We start from the raw sequence: 15,931 nt of genomic DNA on the forward strand, positions 1-15,931 counted from the left end.
TTAGTGCTTAACTCAGTTGTACAATGTCCATTAGTTTCTCGTAGCTACTTACTTTCTCAAATTTCACTTCTGCTCCGCTTATCTCTTTAAAGTGTTCTGTAGCACAATGGATTTTTAGTTTCTCTATTTCTCGTAAGTCCATATCTGAATCAGACCCTTTGGTCTCTGCTACAAAGTAGATGTGGCGCACTTCGTCTTTATCGAATACGATTGCCCAATCAGGACTGTAGTTGGCTACAGGCGTGGACACATAGAAGCTTTTTGGAAGCTTGGCATAGACCACAACTTCAGTGCTGTTTTCTAATGCAGTTGCAAAGTCTGATTCAATCTTAGAGTCGGAAGTAAGGAAGTCATAAATGTGCTTTTTGAGCAATTCGGACTTACGCAATGCAAACTTATCATTGGTGAACACGGTCTTCGCATCATGCCTTTCTTCGGTCTTGTGATAGACAATGTTGTTGATAATGAGACTTGCTTTTACTTCGTTGATCAGCTTGCTGCATTTGCCGATAAACTCTTCTGGATTCTTACGTATCAATAAGAACTTCTCTTGCTTGATTTTCTTGAGTATTTCTACAATGGTTTTTCGAGTGAGGTTGGTTTGTACTTCTATTTCACCTACAATATCATAAACGGCGTTGGAATACAAATCATTATTGAGCTTCATATATTGGCGTTTGGACTCGCGTACCAAACTCCCTTCTTTCATTTGCTCCGCAGTACCATCTTCCAATTCACCTGTCTTTACTTCATATACACGATCTCCAATGTGTAGTTGTGCATCTATTTTGACTTTAGAATCCTGAATAAGCTGGTTTGTATCGAATTGTACTTCGTAAATGGTCTTTAGGTTAATCTTCTCCCAAAGTGCCTGGAACTCTTTCTTAGCAAAGTTCTTGTTGGTGTTGAGAATTACAGTCTGGCGTTCATCTTCCGGTTTAAATTCGGCACCTGTATAAATGGTCCGTAGCAGCTTGCAAACAGATTCTTTGTAGGGTTCTAGTTTTTCGGGTAAAGGAACTTTTCCTTGCTCAATCAGTTCTTTTCCTTTAGGGGTAATCTTGTAATCTTCGTCAATTATTTCACCAACAATGAGTTTGAACTGCAACTTCTTGGCATCATCTTCCGTGAGGCGTAATTCTTCACCTTGCTCGTTGGTAATAACTTTACTAACAAAGTAATCTACTTCTGCTCTTTGGGGACGGTCTTTAAGTGTTTCGGCTATTTCTTTCTGCAATCCTTTGGCAAAGGCTTCATAGCTTTCAGAGGCAATTACAGTAAGCTTGTTCAACTCATGTACCTGTTCGCCAACCAATTCAAAGTCTTGACGGACTCCACGCTTATCAACACACAAACGCATACCACGCCCAACTTCCTGTCTGCGTCTGGTTAAACTGCCACTCTCAGCATGTTTTAAGGCACATATCTGGAAGACATTCGGGTTATCCCAACCTTCTTTTAAAGCAGAGTGCGAGAAGATAAATCGTGTAGGTTCTTCAAAGCTCAGTAACCTTTCTTTGTCTTTCATGATCAAGTCATAGGCAGAAACGTCCTCTGAGTACTCTTTTCCCCTTTTTACTTTCGGGTCAACTGTTTTGCCTTTCTTGTCTATAGAGAAATAGCCATTGTGTACTTTATCTGCAGAATCTCTTTTGAGGTATTCCCCAAAGTTGGTAGGCATGTAGCCTTTATGCACTTTGCTAGGGTCGGTGTCCTTTAGAAAGTCGTTATATTCTTGCTGAAAGAGGTCTAAGAACTCATTTTTGACCTTGTCGTATTCTTCTTCAAAAATCTGGGCATATTCACCCAATTGCTGTTCTCCTAATTCATCATAGACACGGTATTTCTCTACGGTATCGATAAAGAATAATGACAGGACTTTAATGCCTTGACCAAAGAGCTGCTTTTCTTTTTGCAAGTGAGATAGAATACATTCTCTAATCTGTACTCTACGAAAGGCGTGTTCGTCTTTGTCATTAAGAATATCACCTGGATATACATCTTCACCACCGACAACTATTTTATTTAGGTAGCCATTTATTTCTGTAACGGTCTGATTTTTATAAGCGGGCATGTTGCCTGATTGCTCATATATATTGTAGCCTTCTGCCACCTTAACACGTTTCTTACTAATACTCCCCGAAACAGTACGCTTTTCATGCTCTATCCACGCATAGGGCGGCTTGGAAGTACTTAGACTGATGCTTTCTAAATAGAGGTATCCATTGGTACCTGTTGAGCCTTTTAAGTTGATACCTTTTACCTGTATTTTCTTGACTAAACGCTTGTTGTAAGCATCTAAGGCATCTAAACGATAGACTTTATTGTATTCCACTTTGTGCGTAGCTGAGTAGCGCATCGTGAACAGTGGATTAAAGTCCTGCATGCTCTCCAAGGTTCTTACCCCATCTACGGATTGGGGTTCATCTATAATCAATATTGGATTGGTCTGGGCAATGATTTCTATGGGTCTTCTGGTACCAAATTGGTCTAGCTCTTGGTAAATACGTCGAGCGTCTTTACCTCGTGCATTGAAAGCTTGGGTGTTGATAATCATCACACTGATGCGGCTATCGGATGCAAAGTTTTCAATGTCCTGTGGTCTGCCGGAATTGTAGATGAACGGATTAATTTTATGACCATAGAGTTCTTGGAAATGGTCTTGGGTAACCTGAAAGGATTTATACGCTCCTTCCCGTATGGCTATACTTGGAACAATAACAATGAACTTGCTCCACCCATACTTCTTATGTAGCTCGTACATAGTGCGTATGTAGGTATAGGTTTTACCGGTACCGGTCTCCATTTCTATGGTGAGATTATAACCCAATTTAACTCCTTTGGGACGCTCTATCTGTGTGCTTTCATGTAAGTCATTACCTCGCTGTACTTCTTGTATGTTCTTTAATATTTGGCTCTCGATTAATTGGATGGAAGAATTCCGGTAACCTATTTCTTCCTCTATTTCAAAGTCTAAAGTTTGGGCTCCAGTAGCTGCTTGTTTGGCCTTTTTCATTAATTCCCTGCTTCGTTCTAGTGTAAAACGATTGGTCTTTAAAGGTTGCCCTGCAAAGCAATCTACCACAGCTTGCACCGCTTTTATCTGAAAGTCTTGTTCTTTAAACTGTAATTTCATTCTCCCCTTAATAATGTTAATAATCGCTGTCCTGACGTTGTCGTCTTGTAACGTTGTTTTGGATGGGTGGGTGTATCAGGGTATTCCATGGTTATCATACCCAAATCTATTACCGGATCCAGATATCTTTTTCTGTTTGAGGAATGATTGGATAACCCTATACTTTCAAATAGTTCTTCTCTACTGACCCAACCAGTAGCACCATCAAGTAAACCTTCAACTTTATCATGTAATTCTTCTTCAACTATTCTTCTAGCTGCAACACCAGCTCCGTCACCAGCTCCGTCACCAGCTCCGTCACAAAAAACAACAATATCTTCTAAAGTACTGAAAACATTAGTTTCTACTTGGTCATTAGCTCCGTCACCAGCTAGGTCAACAGCATGTGCAGGAATAGTAACTAGAACATAACTGGCATCATCAGTTTCAAAAGTAGGTTCAGGAGAACCATTGGCTTCAAGGGCGTTATAGATGGCAGGAAAACCGGTACCACGCCCTTCGGTAAGTTTTAGTTCTTTTAAAAAGTCTCCGATTCTACGGTTACGGTACTCCCGGGCGATTATTCTTTTTTGTGTAGATAGTACTTCTCCATTTACCGGCGGTACCGGTCCCGGATAACTTAAAATGGTTATCCTGTCCGGAAACACCTGTACTTCTATGGGAGAACCCAATTCGTAACTTTTATGGTACACGGCATTGCTCATGGCTTCCTCTATCGCTTCAAAAGGGTAATTATAAAAGCGTTCTGCTTCCGCCCTGTCGGCATGTTTTACTACTTGCTCCGCAATAATGTTGGTCCGGATGTATGATAGACAATCCCTGAGTTGCTTTTGCAACGGACCTTTAAAATAAACTTCTTTAAAATTTTTACCGGAATCATCATCATGTAATACCAACTCAATTTGGGTTCTGGGAAAAAAATGTTCTGGATTCCTGGAAAAGAATAGCAAGCCTACATTGACCGGTCTAATATCTTCAGCCGGGCCCTTTGCAATCAGCATGGCCTTACATAGGTCCGGAAATTCCATTTTGGCACTTTCCTCATACAAATTGCTCTTGATTTCGCTAAGGTACTCTCTCATCAACCCAAGGTCTAAATCTTCTAGACTTGCCTGATTGTTAATTCTATCATCAAAAGGTATACGCGCTGCAAGTTCTTGTAATCTGGTTAAATTACTTCCTCTAGCTTTTATACTATTGGAAGTCATTCTTATATAGGGCGAATAGCTAACAGCTTGTTTGCCCAGACCATCAGGTGCTTCATAAGGCCTATTATCACCTGCCGGACACCAAATGACCAATATATGTCTACCATTAAGCAAATAAGGCTGTACAATAGGAAAATATTGAGGGCGTAACTTATGGCACAGTTCTACGATTTTTTTTTGGATCACATCTAACTGTTCTTGCTGTATCCCGGCAGGAGGCAACACCGGTTGGCCATTATCCTCTGCAACACCAACAATAATATAACCCCCGCCCCAATTGTTAATGTCATTGGCAAAGGCACACATGGAATGGATGACATCTTCCGGATTCCAACCTTGCTTTAGTTCAATGCGCTCCCATTCAACTGTATTGCCATGTATAAGCTCTTCTATGTTAACCGGTAACGCCATGCTAGATTACCTTCATTTCAGTTTCTGGACTTAGCTGCTTGAGTAGCTGCTTTACATTGGTCTTGGCAGTATCGTTCTTAAAGCCGTTGTCTTTGAATACAATACGTAATGGTTCATCTTGAGCAATAGCTTTGGCAAAGTCTTCATCTATGCCACTATCAAAACATGCATAGAGCGAGTTTTCTGCTACCTTAAATACCTTCTTGCCCGATACATCTATTTGCTCAATTTTGAGCGATAGGGGTAAACCCCAATCTAACATCACTTGCGCCAATAAATCATCTGCAGTACGGTCTGACTTTACATTGTCTCCAAAGAGGTCTAAGTTGTTTTGGTCGTAGTCTTGCGGCTTGTAATAGACATCTTGCATATTGCTGCTGTCTAAGCGATAGACACGGAAGCCATAATCAATATCAGCCTTGGTTTCTTCTTTGATTTTTTTGGCTGCTCTGCGGATACGTTCTTTGCCTATTTCGCAAATGTTTTTGTAGCCTGCTTTGTACGCTTCACTTTTTTCATTAGTGAATTCTGGGAGTTGAACCTGTATGAATTTTCGTTTTCCCAAATCTTCAGTATTCAATTGGAATGTAGCATGAGCAGAAGTTGCTGAGCCTGAAAAGAAATCGAGTATAATTGAATCTTTTGCGGAAGACATTTCCATAATGAGCCTTATCAACTCTAAGGGCTTTGGGTTCTCAAATATTAATGAGTTGAATGTTTGTTTTTGCCATCTCGTATCAATCGAATTGTCTATGTACCAAAAACTATCCGGCACGGATAAATCTTCACCTGTTAAATATGATTTGATTCGTGGAGGTGTAGAAGGGTCTCCAAAATAAATCATATTATCTTCACGAAGCTTTTCGAGTTCAACCTTTGACTTAGCCCAACCACGAGGTGGTATTGGACAAGGTTTTCCTGTATCAGGATTGATTATGGTATAATCTTTAGCTCCACCTTCTCTGGAAAGGTTGTCATCCATAAAAACCCCTTTCTCATCAATCTTATTCCATCTACTTAAATGGGCGTATTTTGGTCGTTTATATAAGTCTTTTATTTCATCAAGAACCTCATCTAATTCAAGTCCTTGTTTTTTTAATTGATTAAATGCTTTTACAATGTCTTTAGCCCCTTTCTTTTCAATACGCCAAATCTCTTTATTCAAAACTTCTAAGTCTCGAGAATAACACAAAAAGTATTCGCATGAAACACTCACAAGGTTTGCTTGATTTTTATTGGAGTTGTTCTTATGAATGAATTGAGCCACAAAGTTGTACTCTCCAAGAATTTCATCACATACCTTTCTTAAATGATGCACTTCATTATCATCGATAGAAATAAAAATCACTCCATCATCCGTTAATAGATTCCTTGCTAACTTCAACCTTGGATACATCATGCTTAACCAATCAGAATGGTAGCGTCCTGCAGTTTCAGGGTTAGCTATTAAGCGTTGATTGTACTCGTCTTTTTGTCCGCTATCAATAAGTTCTTCCTGGGCATCTTTGCTAAAGTTGTCTTTGTACACAAAGTCTTTACCTGTGTTGTAAGGCGGGTCTATGTAGATTATCTTAATCTTACCCAAGTAGCTTTCTTGCAGTAGCTTGAGCACTTCTAAGTTGTCGCCTTCTATGTAGAGGTTTTCGGTATTGTCAAAATCTACAGAGTCTTCCCTTACAGGGCGTAAGGTTTTGGTGGTGGGTAGGTTGGCAGTTACTATGGCTTCTCGTTTCCCTGGCCACTCCAATCGGTAACGTTCTTTGTTGCCTTCTACCACGGCATGGCTTAGCTCTTGTTTGAGCAGGTCAAAGTCTATGGCTTTGCCTTCTGCACCTTCCGTAACACAGTTAGGGAAGAGGGTTGCTAACTTTTCAAAGTTTTCGTTCACCAAGTCGGGAGATTTGAGGTCTAATTTTTCTATATTCATCAATTATTTTCTTTAGTAGAGACTATCAAGTCTTTTACGTCAACGTCTAATATTTTGGCAATGTCGGCAAGCACTTCCAAGCGCGGTTGTTGCCTGTTTTGTACATATCCGTTTACCATGTTGTAGCTCTTCCCGAGTTGTTCGGCCAACCATTTCTGCTTGATTCCTTTCTCTTCAAGTACTTCTTTTATTCGGTTCATTGCTGTCAAATTACTCGGTTCCAAATTACAATTATATCTCAAATAATAAGATATAAAATAATAGTTATTATGGGTAGAACGTGCCAATAAGGACCGGCAGAGAAATTTTGAAAATGCCAAGCTGGGGCTTTCAGATTAATTATTTTGTCACTTTCCTTTAATTCTATTTCTGTTTAGGTAACATTCAAGATTTAGATTTCTCTTTTTTCATGAAGCACAACTTGTTTATTTAAATGTAAAACACATCTAATTTAGAACAAAATCGTTGTGTTTTATAATCGTATTTTTGAAACTTAATAGTCCATAATTCAAGAGTTTACATGAATATATAATATTTCCAAAATGTTGTTCATCAAAATAAATGAATAAAAAAGAGAACTCCTTACAGAAAAGCGTAATGGAAAACGAAATGTTCATTTTTTGTAATGCTTTTTACAAGTTTAACCCACTAAAATGGTTTATTGATAAAATTCGGTATCAGCTAAAGAATACCTAGATTAATATTTTGGTATTTGTTGAAAAAGCTGCAACCTCATTTTTATATTTTATCTATTCTTATAAGGTCTCAACTTTCCGTTAAGTCCCCTATATCTTAAATATTTATAGTAGGTGGCCCTTGAGATTCCAAGCTGTTCGCATATCTCTGAAACCGTAAGTACACCATCATTGAAATACTGTTCACAAAGTACGGCTTTTTGCTGATTTTTCTTACTGATCCCTTTAGGTGCACCCAATATTTTACCCCGTCTTTTTGCCGATTCAAGACCGGCCTTTGTCCTTTCGATTATGATGTCCCTTTCCAATTGGGCTAGGGCCGCGAACATGTTTACTATGAACTTGGAATGGGAAGATGTATCTGTAGTATCCAGAAAGGGCTCGGTAATACTTTTGAACTTCACCCCCTTCTCATTTAATTGGTTTATAAAATTGGTGAAGTGTATAAGGCTCCTGGCCAAACGGTCCAGTTTCCAAACTACGATGGTGTCACCTTCCCGAACAAAATCCAAAAGCTTGCTCAAATTCTTTCGCTCTTCTTTTGTACTGGAAACCTTATCGGTATAGATGTTCTTTTCCTGGATTCCTTCCTTTAAAAAGGCATCCAATTGTAAATCTAGATTTTGTTCCGTTGTACTTACCCTTGCATATCCAAAAACCATAATCAAAAGTTTAAATAAAGGTAAAGAATTAAACTAATAAAATTATACGCTATATTAAACTTTATTATTGGGGTGGTCTAGAATATTTCAAAAGTTCAATAAAACGGTCATTTAAATACACTTATTTAGTACCGTAAAAGGTTAATTAACGAAACTACTAAAAAAGACCAGTAATGGGACACTCCCGTCCAAGATTTTCCGCTCTGTATAAAGTGTCACGTGAATCGACCGTTTTATAGGACGTTGTACTTTCTTCCATAAATCATTAACATATGATTCCAAGCCTGAGCAATATAGCCGCTCGTCTTCCCCGGTTAGTATATAGCGACCATTTTGATAAACTCATTTTTCAGCTTTATTGATAAAATCGATAGAAATCAATACGTTTACATTTCAAACTGATTTACATTTTAGAAGGTATAACCAAGAAAGGAACGGTTAAGTTAAAACCAATTTTATTAATTACAGGTTTGAAAAATAAATTTTCAAAAAAAGAATGTTTGTTATTGATCATCATCAACAATTTGATAGGCTTCAACATTTGGAATTTATTTATAGCTTGAGGAACTCCATCATCGATAACTCTATGATAAGTATCATTGAATTCGGCTAGAAGTTTTTCAAGTCTTTCTTTATTGGCACTTTCAGCCTCCGTCAAATCTTGCCCAAGAGAAACATTTAATACATGAATTTTTGATTTGAAGTTGTTCACGATGGTTTTTAAAATATCCAGGTGATTTTCAGTAAAATCAATCCCATAATCCGTAGGGAATAGAATTTCAGTAGGTTTTTCAAAAATATAACCATCAGGTATGGACAACACCGGACATTTTACTTTTTGAATAATGTGTATGGTATTTGAGCCAAATACCACTTCTTTTATCCCCGATGCTCCTTTTGTGCCCAAAACGATTAAATCTATTTTCTCTTGAATTACTAGATTTTTTATTTCATCCGTTAAGGAATTGAAAGCAGATATATTTATAAACTTATGTTTGGCATTTACAAATTTACTTTTAAGATCTTTCTTAAGATCTTCTAGTTCTCCGATCGTATTTATAGGAACTTCCACGACGTTACCTAAACCTCCAGGTTTTAATTGAAAATCATAATTGTAAATGGTAGGTGTATAGGTATTTAAAAGATAAAAAGTGCAATTCTCACCTTTTAACAACTTTAGGGCATAATAAATAGCATTAAGTGAATTTTCAGAAAAATCGGTGGGCAATAAAATCTTTTTCATAACAGACTGGATTCACAAATTTGATTCTCTAAATTTATATATGAACTGTAATTTGCTTTATGATAATTATCATGTTTACAGAAACTTAACATGAATTTTACTGTTCCATAAGATTAAATGAAATGATTGGAAAGCTTGTATAGATTTGAATAGTTCTTTGCAGTCATATTTATAGTTTATAATACAAATTTAGGTTTGAAAAAGAGTTCTATATGTCTCCCAATTAAAAACATTTCCGGTCATCAATACGTGATGCAGACAAAAATGAAAATGGCCGAAAGATTGTTCAAGCAAACAGGTTTGACCATTTCAGAAATTGCCCTGAAAATGAATTTTACGGATTCGAGTCATTTTACAAATGCATTTAAGAAGTACAGACAGATAACTCCAAAGAAATTCAGAAAATAATAATTGAACTTATTTAAATGATGTTCTATCTGTCCCCTAAAATAAACCTTTTTTGGGACACTCCCCATACTTCAAACCAGTTCCGCAACAGCCATGAACGTTTTTTGGGACGCACTGGCAGGGCGTACCGGAATGTCCCGTAGATTCCGGTGGTGTTTCTCCACGCACTTCAAATGTCTTTATGATAACTAGTAAGGTCGTACTGTAAAGGTATTAAAAAGAATACTGAAGTTTTAAAAGCGGTTTTTGGGGCCGGTAAATGACCGATAGGTTCCATTTTTTTTGAAGAATTGGTCAACCCAATGAAAACAATATGCCTTGGTATGGACTAAGCGTCGAAATAATATTCCATTTACCGGTAAAAAAAATCTTAAAAACAATTCCCAATGCAGTCAGGCACCACAATACCGATAGCAACGTAATGCCAAAAGCATTATTCATATAAATCAATAAAAATGGAGTATAGGTGCCGGATATCAGGAAATAAATACTGATGTGGTCAAGGATTTGAAATACGTGCTTTGCCCGGGCATGTTGAAATCCGTGGTAGAGCGTGGAAAAAGTAAAAAGTTGTAAAAAAACAAAATCCATATATAGCTGCGCCGATAACGCCTGGTGTATTATCACTTTTTATGGCAAAGGCTATTAGAATGGGAATACCCACGATGCCTAAAATAATTCCAAAACCATGTACGATACTGTTAACGAGTTCTTGCTGAATTAGTGTATTGGGCTCTGGAGCTTTCATAAAAATGAATTGAGGCGGTGTATAGCCAACTGACAACTTTTACTAAGTTGCCAAAATTAGTGCAGCTTTTTTAATTCCATTGGCGGTACTGCTCACAATTTCACTTTAAACTATAATCGCGAAAATAATATGGTATAGTAAATCCCACCCCTAAATGAACTTTCAAAATCACTTTTAAAGTCTATAAAAAGGTGTTAATAATTATACCTTAGCTGAAGTCCTTTAAAGGGTTTAATTATCCATTCCTATCGATAAACTATTGGAAAGTTTAGCGAAACGCTAAATTTCAAAGGGGTCAGACGGTGGTTCTAATTTACCCTTGCATTACGATTTTAGGCCGAGGTCTTGAGATTGTAATTAAGCTCCCTACCACATGTTTTAAAAAAGTAAATTTCTTTACAAAATCCACTTTTTGTTAAGAGTCTTAAAGAACGCCACTAAGATATGCTTGATGGCTTTATATACTTCTATCCCAAGCTCTTTCATGGTTTAAATTTTAATCAGACATTCAAATATTACTAAGGCTACTGCTCTAATTGCAGATGATTTAGTGTAATATTCATTTTCCTCTTTATTACTTAAAAATCCAAATTCCAATAGCAAGGAAGGACAAATATCAATATTTTCCCTCAACACCTGAAAGTTAGCAAACTTCACATCCCTACTATCAAACCCTAATCGCTTATTAACCTGGTATTGCAATTGATAGGCAAGACTAAAAGAATTTTTTACATTTCTAGATTCGTTCTTGCCAACGTATACCTCTAGCCCTCTAGCCTTCGGATTATCCGAATAATTACAATGCAAGGAGATAAAAACATCGGCATTAAGTGCTTTAGCCAATTTTGTTCTGTCAGTCAATGAAATTAAGGTGTCTTTATATCGAGTCAGGTATATATCAAATCTATTCTCAAAAATGGTTTTATTAAGCTTTAAGATTTCCATGGCGATATCTAAAACTACCTTTTTTTCCTGAAGTTGATTTATGCCTATTGCACCCGAATCTTTTCCACCATGCCCAGGATCGATAACAATCACTTTTTGCTGAGCGAAAACTTGGTATCCCTGTAGCATCAAAATCACAAAGACTTGAGGGGTACGCAGCCAAAGTTTGACGTTTCTGAGCGATCCCCACCTCAAAAATTTAAAGGTTATCAACATAGCTCTTTCCAATTTTCATACAATTTGATGCTAATTCGTATCAAATAAATACATTCCATATTAAAGAATATTTTATTCACAAATAACTGATAATCAGTATTTTGAATTGCAATATACAGTATTTTTCTAAAAACAAAATCAGTCTAATTTTAAAGTCATTTTAACATGAAAAAATCACTGTATCCAACTTTATTACTATTGCTAATTTCCAATTCAATTTTTGCCCAAATCGGAGGAATCGAAGATTCGGTCAATGATGTTTCCGATACCATTAGAACCATTTTTCCAATAATTCTTGGTGTCATTTTCTTGATAGGTTTCCTATTTAATGCTGGTCATTTCTTTGGCGAAAACGCAGACCTTAAAAAAGGAATTACACGTGTCCTCGTCTTTGTACTTATTGCCGGTGCGGTCGTTGGAATTTTTACCTACCTCATAAGCATTGTAGTCTAGCTCTAATGAAGAAATTCGAAGTTTACAAGAATATTAGAAAACGGGCAATGATATTTGGGCTCCCTGTATCATTGTTCGCCTTTTTCATGGTGTCTATAATAGCATCCTTGTTGGTCATTATCTTCTCTTTTGGCCTAGGGATAATAGTTGGCGTAATCATCTTCAATTGCGGCTTATATATAGTACTCATACGTATGGTCCAACGTCCGCAACTTTTACAGCTTACCCATCCTTTCCCTAAAATTATTACCAATAAAAAATCCACAGTACTCGATTATGAAGAAGCTTAATTTGACATTTAACCATCCCATTGTGGACATACACAAGAATGTATTATTTGCCAGAAATGGTAATGTGGTGCTCTGCTACAAAGTAGACCTACCTGAAATCTATTCCCTCTCCGAGAAAGATTTTGAGGATTTGCACGGCGCTTGGTTTCAGGCATTAAAATCATTGCCAGTAGGCACAGTTGTCCATAAACAAGATGTTTATTTAAAAAAGTCATACACAGCTGAAAAACTTCCCAACAATACCTTTTTGGCGAAAGCCACTTCCAATCACTTCAAAGGAAGGGAGTTTATGGAACATCAATGTTATCTGTTCTTTGTACTTACCAAGAACAAGACACTTAATAATTCCAAATATGTCAATCCGTTTAAAATAGTATCGAATTCCGTTCCTAAGGAACTGGACGAGAACCTAAACCGATTCTTAAGCGCAGTAACCGATTCGGTATCTTTTATTAATAATAGTCGTAAAATTGTACTTACGCCTTTGATATCTAATGAAATTTTAGAACTAACCCATAGCTATTTCAATGGATTCAATAAAGGCTACGATACCGATATTCTGTTGGATAAAACCAATATCAATATCGGTGAAAATCATTTCGATATTCTTGCCGTCAATAGTGAATCATGTTTTGGTGAAAACGTACACAGTAGCAAAACGAATGAAAGATTTACTTCTGACGATTTTGTGTTCCATCAAGGATTTATAGATGGTCTAGGCCTGACCTTGAACAAGAACCATATTGTTAATCAAATCCTGTACTTGGACGATAAACAGAAATGGCGCAAACTGCTGGACAAGAAAATTGAGGAACTTAAAAAGAGCTCCAACTTCGGTTCGCAAAACAAGGTTGTTATAGGAAAAATTCAACACATTATCGATAAAATCAATGCTGATGATAATGCCCGTGTCATACGCGGCCAGCTCAACATTATTTATTGGCATAAAGACCTTAAAAAGCTAGATGGCATTACCTCACAAATAAAGGCAGAGTTCAAGGAGCTAGACATCATTCCATATTATCCTAGGGGTCAAGAACGAATCAACTATTTTTTGAACAGCTTTTGTGCTTTCTCGTCCAATTTTTCCAACGAGGATTTGTACGTTACAGACTTAAAGCATGCGCTTTGCCTACTTATCAATAACACGAATTACAAATCGGACAAAACGGGCATCATTTTCAACGACAGGGAATACAATGTACCCGTTTTGAAAGATGTCTGGGATGAGCGAAAAAAACGTATCAAAGCACGGAACTTTGCCATTTTTGCACCTACAGGTGAAGGAAAGTCCTTCTTGGCCAATAATATTCTGCGCCAGTATTTTGAAAGCGGTGTACGTTTGGTCATCATCGATCTTGGTGGATCATATACCAAGTTTGCCAAACTTTATCCCGAAAAGTACACCGTTCTTCGTTACGAAAGTGGGCAGAATCTAGGCATCAATCCCTTTTTCATCAGCGATAAAAATGACCTGACTCCAGAACGTTTGGAAGACCTATCCTTGTTCCTTTTTGAACTGTTTGCATCCGATATAAAAGTGACCAAGGCGCAATCGGTTTCTGTAAAGAAAATCCTTCGTCATTATTACAAACAAACCTCATTGGGACAATCCTTAAGTAGCTTCTATGATTTTATCGAGCGGAATAAGGATTCACTCTTAAAAACCCTTAAAATCCATCCCGATTATTTCAACATTACCAACTTCCTCCACATCATGTCCGAGTATGTTGATGATGGTCTCTACAGCTTTCTCTTTGAGGTAGGCGAGGATCAGACCTATAAAATCGAAGATAAGCGCCTTATTGTTTTTGAGTTGGATGAAGTAAAGGACAATAAGGAAATCCTATCCGTAATGCTGAAGCTGATAAAAACAGCCATCCAACGAACCATTTGGAAGAACCGAGCTGAGAAAGGCATAATCCTTTTCGATGAGTTTGCAAAACAATTGAAGTTTGACAATGTTCTGGAGAGTGTAGAATTTTATTACCAGGCCATCCGGAAACAGAACGGTGCCATAGGTATCATTCTACAATCCATCAATCAGCTGCCGGACAATTCAACTTCGGCAAGCATCCTTGAAAACACACAAGTCATTTACAGCCTGAACAATGAAAAAGGGTATGACGAAATAGTAAAGCGCCTGAATCTTTCCAAACACGACCTGAACCAGTTAAAATCTATCAAAAACAATCTGACCGGCCCCCGAAAGTACACCGAGATGTTTATCAAAATAGGAAAGGAAAGTAACATTTTCCGCCTAGAGGTACCGACTGAAGTTTACGCTGCCTATTTAACCGATGGCAAAGAAAACGAGGACATAATGGCCATTTACAAAAAGACAAATAACATGGAGAAAGCAATTAAGGAATTTATAAACCTCTAACACAAGAAAGAATGAAAGAAAAAAAGAAAAAAACCCTAAGGAAAAGTGCACAAATCATTGTCATCACCCTAACCATGGCCCTATTCTTATCGCCCGGCATTGCCAGGGCCCAAGGAATGCCCGTTTATGACAACGTCAACTTTATCTCATTTGCCAAGCAACTTTTAGAAGCAGGAAAACAAACTGTAAACATTATAAAAACCATGGAATTTCTAAAAGAACAGAAAGAAAATATTGATAAAGTAAATAATGCAATCAAGCAATTGAGAGCGGTTAAGGAATTAGTGAAAAACAACCAAAGATTATATCAAATAGTCCAAAATGACCTCCGGGAAATTTTGAATTCCCCATTTATAAAACCAGAAGAAATAAACCGGATCTCCAACTCATTCAACTTAATTCTGCAAAATTCCACTGAGGGTATGGAGTTTATTGATCAAATCCTTTCTAACGACCATATGAAAATGACGGATGCCGAACGTGCAGAAGTCCTTATAGAACAGGAATTACAGTCCAAAGAAATGGTATCGGAAATTGAGCAAAAGACTAGACGATATAGAGAAATTATAGAATTCCGTGAAATGCAGAGCAAAATTAACAACAGAGAAGGCGATTATTAATGGAAGGAATCTTTTTAGGTATAGGATTGGAATATGTGGACACTGTTTTTCAAACGATTAAAAACAGTGATTTCTCACAATACACCATTACAGGTATGAAATCACTTGCCGTATTATTTTTTCTCATTAATATTTTAAAAAAATATAATGAAGGTGTCACCACCAAAGAAGGTTATACCTGGGGATTAAGTCCTACTGACCTAGCTAGGAATTTTGCGATAGTCATACTTGTAATATTTTCTAGAGGGTGTAAACTGAACTCTGTCTGAAATAAATTTAAGTATTAATTTTATTCAGACAGAATCATGAGAAAAGAAGAACAAACAGAATTCGAAAAGAAGGTGCTTGACCAGTTCATGTCCGGCAAGAACCTTTTCGGTAAAGGAGGTGCTTTCGCCCCAATGCTGAAGAACGTGATCGAAAAGGCCCTTGAGGCCGAGATGGAGGGGCATTTGAACGAAGTTCAAAGGACCAAGGGCAACAAACGCAACGGCAAGGGCAAGAAGACGATCAAGAGCGGCTACGGCACCTTCGACATCGATACGCCCCAGGACAGGCAGAGCAGCTTTGAACCGGAACTTGT

Annotated in this window: 15 protein-coding genes and 1 pseudogene; 6 read left to right on the forward strand and 10 right to left on the reverse strand. The window is 37.4% G+C overall.

The window, feature by feature from the left end; translation table 11 throughout:
• Positions 1-7: 7 nt before the first annotated feature.
• From LX92_RS21495 to LX92_RS21520, 6 genes are all read right to left on the reverse strand, one after another.
• Positions 8-3,136: a type III restriction-modification system endonuclease gene (locus tag LX92_RS21495; RefSeq protein ID WP_109654995.1), complete on the reverse strand. Its 3,129-nt coding sequence runs from the start codon at positions 3,134-3,136 to the stop codon at positions 8-10.
• A complete protein-coding gene (locus tag LX92_RS21500) occupies positions 3,133-4,755 on the reverse strand; it encodes an ATP-binding protein (RefSeq protein ID WP_109654997.1) in 1,623 nt (540 codons plus the stop codon). The genes LX92_RS21495 and LX92_RS21500 overlap by 4 nt, the downstream gene beginning before the upstream one ends.
• A 1-nt stretch (position 4,756) precedes the next feature.
• Complete coding sequence (locus LX92_RS21505) at positions 4,757-6,682, reverse strand: site-specific DNA-methyltransferase (RefSeq protein ID WP_109654999.1); 1,926 nt, start codon at positions 6,680-6,682, stop codon at positions 4,757-4,759.
• On the reverse strand, positions 6,682-6,882 hold the full coding sequence (locus LX92_RS21510) for a helix-turn-helix domain-containing protein (RefSeq protein WP_109655001.1): 201 nt from the start codon (positions 6,880-6,882) through the stop codon (positions 6,682-6,684). The genes LX92_RS21505 and LX92_RS21510 overlap by 1 nt, the downstream gene beginning before the upstream one ends.
• Positions 6,883-7,427: 545 nt before the next feature.
• Complete coding sequence (locus LX92_RS21515) at positions 7,428-8,039, reverse strand: recombinase family protein (protein WP_109655003.1); 612 nt, start codon at positions 8,037-8,039, stop codon at positions 7,428-7,430.
• A gap of 403 nt (positions 8,040-8,442) precedes the next feature.
• Positions 8,443-9,282 carry a universal stress protein gene (locus tag LX92_RS21520; RefSeq protein WP_109655006.1) on the reverse strand — a complete coding sequence of 280 codons (840 nt, stop codon included), beginning with the start codon at positions 9,280-9,282 and terminating at the stop codon, positions 8,443-8,445.
• Positions 9,283-9,477: 195 nt separating this feature from the next.
• On the opposite strand from LX92_RS21520, the gene LX92_RS21525 reads away from it, so the two are divergent.
• Complete coding sequence (locus LX92_RS21525) at positions 9,478-9,690, forward strand: helix-turn-helix domain-containing protein (RefSeq protein WP_223308454.1); 213 nt, start codon at positions 9,478-9,480, stop codon at positions 9,688-9,690.
• 294 nt (positions 9,691-9,984) lie between these two features.
• Here the strand turns inward: LX92_RS21525 and trhA are convergent, their stop codons facing one another.
• From trhA to LX92_RS21535, 3 genes are all read right to left on the reverse strand, one after another.
• The gene (trhA, locus tag LX92_RS22855) at positions 9,985-10,281 is read right to left on the reverse strand and encodes a PAQR family membrane homeostasis protein TrhA (RefSeq protein WP_223308456.1); all 297 of its coding nucleotides are present in this window, start codon (positions 10,279-10,281) and stop codon (positions 9,985-9,987) included.
• Complete coding sequence (locus LX92_RS22860) at positions 10,190-10,438, reverse strand: AdipoR/hemolysin III family protein (RefSeq protein WP_223308457.1); 249 nt, start codon at positions 10,436-10,438, stop codon at positions 10,190-10,192. The genes trhA and LX92_RS22860 overlap by 92 nt, the downstream gene beginning before the upstream one ends.
• Before the next feature lie 489 nt (positions 10,439-10,927).
• Positions 10,928-11,611 (reverse strand): N-acetylmuramoyl-L-alanine amidase family protein, encoded by a 684-nt coding sequence (locus LX92_RS21535; protein ID WP_223308453.1) that lies wholly within the window; start codon positions 11,609-11,611, stop codon positions 10,928-10,930.
• A 153-nt stretch (positions 11,612-11,764) separates the two neighbouring features.
• Between LX92_RS21535 and LX92_RS21540 the strand changes: the two genes are divergently transcribed.
• Complete coding sequence (locus LX92_RS21540) at positions 11,765-12,052, forward strand: hypothetical protein (RefSeq protein WP_074669635.1); 288 nt, start codon at positions 11,765-11,767, stop codon at positions 12,050-12,052.
• Positions 12,053-12,074: 22 nt separating this feature from the next.
• Here LX92_RS21540 and LX92_RS23010 read toward each other — a convergent pair whose 3' ends face one another.
• Complete coding sequence (locus LX92_RS23010) at positions 12,075-12,242, reverse strand: hypothetical protein (RefSeq protein WP_170117922.1); 168 nt, start codon at positions 12,240-12,242, stop codon at positions 12,075-12,077.
• An 86-nt stretch (positions 12,243-12,328) separates the two neighbouring features.
• Between LX92_RS23010 and LX92_RS21550 the strand changes: the two genes are divergently transcribed.
• From LX92_RS21550 to LX92_RS21565, 4 genes and pseudogenes are all read left to right on the forward strand, one after another.
• Positions 12,329-14,728, forward strand: a complete 2,400-nt coding sequence (locus LX92_RS21550; protein ID WP_109655014.1) for a TraG family conjugative transposon ATPase — start codon at positions 12,329-12,331, stop codon at positions 14,726-14,728.
• Positions 14,729-14,802: 74 nt separating this feature from the next.
• Positions 14,803-15,348, forward strand: a complete 546-nt coding sequence (locus LX92_RS21555; RefSeq protein WP_449560178.1) for a conjugal transfer protein — start codon at positions 14,803-14,805, stop codon at positions 15,346-15,348.
• Positions 15,348-15,590 (forward strand): annotated as a pseudogene (locus tag LX92_RS21560) (hypothetical protein); the annotation flags it as partial. The gene LX92_RS21555 and the pseudogene LX92_RS21560, both read left to right, overlap by 1 nt.
• A gap of 63 nt (positions 15,591-15,653) precedes the next feature.
• Positions 15,654-15,931: transposase (locus tag LX92_RS21565; RefSeq protein ID WP_211315872.1), on the forward strand; the 278-nt coding region annotated here is incomplete at its 3' end.

This window comes from Maribacter polysiphoniae, from assembly GCF_003148665.1.
Classification (GTDB): domain Bacteria; phylum Bacteroidota; class Bacteroidia; order Flavobacteriales; family Flavobacteriaceae; genus Maribacter_A; species Maribacter_A polysiphoniae.